Here is a 4,774-nt window from a genome sequence, read left to right as displayed (position 1 = left end):
GGTCCGGATTGCCGGACTCCTCCGCCCGCGGCGGGGGCTCAGCGGACCATGGCCGCCAGGACGCTGTGCCAGTCCTCGCCGGGTTCGGGGGCGAGGGGGCCGGCCAGGGTGTCCGCCCGGTAGTGCCAGGGGCGGCGGAGGTCCTCGTCGGCGTCGGGGGCGGTGGTGATCGGGCTGTCGGAGCCGAGCAGGCGGACCAGTTCGGCGGTGAAATCGGGCCAGGAGACGTGTCCGCTCACCGCGTTGACGACCCGGCCGGCGGCGGGGTGGTCGGGGGCGAGGCAGGCGGTGAGGGCGCGGGCCAGGGCGGCGGCGTGCACCCAGGACGCGCCGTACCACTCGTCGTCGGCGGGCAGGCCGATCGGGCGTCCGGCCAGGGCGGCCTGGTAGAGGGCGCCGGTGGAGCCCCAGCGGAGCTGGTCGCGCAGGCGGTGGTGCGGGCCCCAGACGATCGGGGCGCGGACGGCGACGGCCTGGCCGCGGCCGGTGGCGGCGGCCTCGAAGAGGATGCGCTCGCTGTCCAGCTTGGCCTGCCCGTACGGGGTGACCGGCGCGCCGCCGGGGCCGCCCTCGGGGACCTCGGCGCCCGGCGGTCGGCCGTACGCGTCGATGCTGCTGACGAAGACGAACGGGCCGCCCCGCCAGCCGTCGACCAGCGCGCGCATCGCGGCGAGGTCGGTGGCGTGGTCGGTGAAGGTGCAGGCGGAGTGGATGACGGCGTCGACGCCTTCGACGGCCCGGCGCAGGCTGTCGAGGTCGCCGAGGTCGCCCTCCGCCACCTCGGCGCCGTTCAGCGCGGGCAGGTGCGCGGACTCGGGCCGGACCAGCACCCGGACCGGCCGGCCCTGGGCCATCAGCTCCTGGAGCACGGCCGCGCCGACGCCTCCGGTGGCGCCGGTGAGCAGGACGGTGCCGGTGCGGGCGCCGGTGGTCCGCGGGCGGGCGCCGGCCTGGGCGAGGGCGGCGCTGCGCTCGTCGGCGCGGGTGGCGAGCAGGGCGGCGAGGGCGCGCGGGGTGCGCTGCTCCAGGATGTCGAGGCCGGTGAGCGGCAGCCCGGTGCGGGTGCGCAGGCGTTCGGCGAGCTGGACGGCGACGAGGGAGTGGCCGCCGAGGGCGAAGAAGTCGCCGTCGGCGGGCGGGGTCGCGCTGAGCAGTTCGCCGAACGCCTGCCGGACGACGTCCAGCGGGCCGTCCTCCCGCCGGGCCACGGGCAGCGGCCCCGCGCCGGGCAGCCGGTCGCGGTCCGGGGTGCCGTCGAGGAGGCGGGGCAGCCGGTCCACCAGGGTGACCGCGCGCGGCAGTTCGGCGGCCGGCAGCCGCCCGCGCAGGGCGGCCCGCAGCGCGCTGCCGGTCGGCGCGACCGGCCCGCGCACCACCGCGTAGGCGAGCGGCGGGCCGTCGGGGTGCTCGACGACGGCCGCCTCGACCACCGCGGGATCGGCCGAAAGAGCCGTCACCACCGGGTGTTCGGCGGCGGCCAGCCGCTCGCCGGGCAGTGCGGACAGCGCCAGGTCCGGGTTGCCGGCCACGGCGGTGAGCACCGCGGCGAAGGCGTCGGTGAGCCGGGCGGCGGTGGTCCCGTCCAGCGCGTCCCGGTCGTGCTGGACCAGGACGCGCGGCCGCGGTCCGTCCTCCAGCAGCAGGGTGAGACCGAACTTGGCCAGTCCCAGGTCGAGTTCGACGTTCTCGGTGTCGAGGCCGGGCAGCACCAGCGGGTCGGCGATCCGGAGCAGGTCGCAGCTGACCGAGAGCAGCGGGGTGCCGTCCGCCCCGCGCGAGGCCGCGCCGAGCCGCTCGACCACGAGGTCGAACGGCACCTCGTGGTGCTGCTGGGCGTCGAGCAGGGCGGTGCGGACCAGACCGAGGAGCTCGGCGAACGACGGGTCTCCGGACGGATTCGTCCGCACCGCGAGGGTGTTGACGGCGAGGCCGACGGTCCGACGGAACTCGGGCCGCGCGCGGTGGCCGCTGGCACAGCCGAGGACGAGGTCGTCCTGCCCGGAGGCGGTGCGCAGCACGGCGAACGCGGCGGCCAGGACGACGGTGTACAGGGTGGCGCCGTGCCGCGCGCCGAGGACGCGCAGCCCTTCCACCACGGCGGGGTCCACCGGGGCGGCGTGCAGGGCGGCGCGGCGCTCGCGGGCGCCGGGCGGGACGGGCCGCAGCAGCGACAGTGGCCGGGCTCCGGACAGACCGGCCGCGAGGGTGTCGGCGGCGGCCGTCAACTCGGCCTCCCGGGCGCGCTCCTGGCGGGCGTACTCGGCGTACGAGGGAGCAACCGACGGGAGTTGGGCCGGCACTCCGTCGCACGCGGCGCGGTACAGCGCGGCGAGGTCCGACGCGATGAAGGGCAGCGAGCCGCCGTCCACGGCGATGTGATGGATCGTCAGCAGCAGCGTGTGGTCCTCGGGCCCGTGCCGCAGCAGCAGCGCACGCAGCACCGGGCCGGCGGCGAGGTCGAACGGGCGGGCGGCCTCGGCGAGGAGCTGTTCGGGGCCAGTGGCGTCCAGCACCGGCAGCGGCACCGGGGCGACCGGGTCGGTCTGCTGGTAGGGCTGGTCGCCCCGGCGCGGGTAGCGGGTGCGCAGGACGGCGTGCCGCTCGGTCAGGCCGGTGATCGCGGCGGCGAGGGCGGCGTGGTCGAGCGGGCCGCGCAGCCGGGTGGCGATCGGCACGTTGTAGAGGGCGCCGCCCTGGCCGAGGTGGTCCATCAGCCACATCCGCTGCTGGGCGTGCGAGAGCGGGGCCGGCTCGGCGGGTGCGGCCGGGTCGCCGGGCGCGACGGGGCGGGCGGGGGCGGTGGCGGTGCGGCGGTCGCGGGCGCGGCGCAGCAGGTCGGTCTGGTCGACGGTGCTCATCGGTCGGCTCCGGGGGTGTCGTCGGCGGCCCGCAGGGCGCGTTCCAGCAGGTCGGCCTGGGCGGCGACGGTCGGGTGGGCGAGGAAGTCGGCGAGTGACAGCTCGACGCCGAGGTCCTCGCGCAGGTCGTCCACCACCCACATGGCGAGCAGCGAGTGGCCGCCCTCGGCGAGGAAGTCGGCGGCCGGGTCGGTGATCGGGCGTTCCAGGGCCCGGCTCCACGCCTCGGCGACGACCTGCTGGATCGGGCCGAGCCCGGCGCCGGTGGCCGGGTGCGCCCCGGTCGGCCCGCCGCCGGCCGGGGGCGTGTCGGCCACCTCGTTCACCGACGGGTGCGCCCCGGCCCGCTCGTCGGCGGCCAGCGCCCGCCGGTCCACCTTCCCGCTGCCGGTCAGCGGCAGCGCGGCGAGCACGGTCCAGGCGGTGGGCACCAGGTGGGCGGGCAGCTGCTCGGCCAGCCGGGCGCGCAGCGCCTCGACGGCCGGGCGGGCGCCCTCGGCCAGCACCAGGCAGGCGGTGAGCGCGGCGTCGGGCTGCCCGGCCCGGCGGACCACGACCGCCGCCTCGGCGACCTCGGGCAGCTGGAGCAGCGCGTGCTCGACCTCGCCGGGTTCGATCCGGTAGCCCCGTACCTTGACCTGGTCGTCGGTGCGCCCGTGATACTCCAGGGAGCCGTCCGGCAGTTGGGCGACCCGGTCGCCGCTGCGGTAGGCGCGTCCGATGCCCGGCAGGTCGCGGAAGCGCTCGGCGGTCAGCTCCGGCCGGTCGAGGTAGCCGAGGGCCAGCCGGTCGCCGGCGATCCACAGTTCGCCGACGGCGCCCGGCGCCACCGGCGCGAGCTGTTCGTCCAGGACGTACGCGCGGGCGCCGCCGAAGGTCCGGCCGATCGGGACGGAGCCGGCGCAGTCGGCCGGGGTGACCCGGTGGATGGTCGTGAAGGTGGTGGCCTCGGTCGGCCCGTACCCGTTGACCAGTTCGAGCCAGGGGAAGGCCCGCAGCACGGCGCCCGCGTGCTCGGCGGAGATCGCCTCGCCGCCGACGACCAGGGTGCGCAGCACGCCGAAGATCCGGGAGCGCCGGGCGGCCAGGTGGTGGAAGAGCGCGGTGGTGAGGAAGACGGTGGTGACGCCGAAGCTCTCGACGTCGCGGACCAGGTCCTCGGCGCTGGGCCGCTCGCTCGGGGAGACGGCCACGGCGGCACCGCGGGCGAGCGGGGCCCACAGTTCGAAGGTGGCGCCGTCGAAGGAGACGGTGGAGTGGAAGAGCACCCGGTCGCGCGGGCCGAGGACGACGGCGTCCTCGGCGGTGACCAGGTCGGCGACGGCGCGGTGCGGGACGAGGACGCCCTTGGGGCGGCCGGTGGAGCCGGAGGTGTAGTAGAGCAGGGCGGGCGCGGCCGGGTCGGCGGCGTCGGGCGCCGTGCCGTCGGTGGCCTCGGTGCCGCGCTCGGTCAGCACCAGGGTGAGCTCCTCGGGGAGCCCGGCCTCGGCGAGCAGCCCCTTGTCGCCGAGGACGAGCCGGAGGTCCGCGTCGGCGGTCAGCTCGGCGATCCGCGGGCGCGGGTAGGCCGGGTCGATCGGGACGGCCAGGGCGCCGGCCCGCCAGACGGCGAGCTGGGCGACGACGTACCGGGTCGAGCGGGCGCACAGCAGGCCGACGGCGCTGCCGGGGCCGATTCCCCGGGCGGTCAGGACGGCGGCCAACCGGCCTGCCGCGTCGACGAGTTCGCGGTAGGTGAGGACGGTGGAGCCGTCGGTCACGGCGAGCGCGTCGGGGCGGCGTTCGGCCTGCCGGGCGACCAGGGCGGGCAGGTCGGCCACGGCGGACGGGGTCGCGGCAGTCACGGCAGTCACGGCGGACGAGGTCGCGGCAGTCACGGCGGGCGAGGACATGGTGGTCACGGTGCTTCCCTTCCG

2 protein-coding genes are annotated in these 4,774 nt (G+C 77.7%); both read right to left on the bottom strand.

Features of this window, described 5'->3' with window-relative positions; all coding sequences use genetic code 11:
• Positions 1 to 38: 38 nt before the first annotated feature.
• Entirely contained in the window at positions 39 to 2,858 is a 2,820-nt protein-coding gene (locus ACFU6K_RS31490) for a condensation domain-containing protein (protein ID WP_380668805.1), read from the bottom strand.
• Positions 2,855 to 4,702, bottom strand: coding sequence for a non-ribosomal peptide synthetase (locus ACFU6K_RS31485; protein ID WP_380668803.1), 1,848 nt, complete (start codon positions 4,700 to 4,702; stop codon positions 2,855 to 2,857). The genes ACFU6K_RS31490 and ACFU6K_RS31485 overlap by 4 nt, the downstream gene beginning before the upstream one ends.
• Positions 4,703 to 4,774: the final 72 nt, after the last annotated feature.

The organism is Kitasatospora sp. NPDC057512 (genome assembly GCF_042802135.1).
In the GTDB taxonomy this organism is placed as follows: Bacteria; Actinomycetota; Actinomycetes; order Streptomycetales; family Streptomycetaceae; genus Kitasatospora.
Note: the sequence above shows the minus strand (reverse complement) of the source record. Positions and strands in the feature narration are given on the sequence as shown.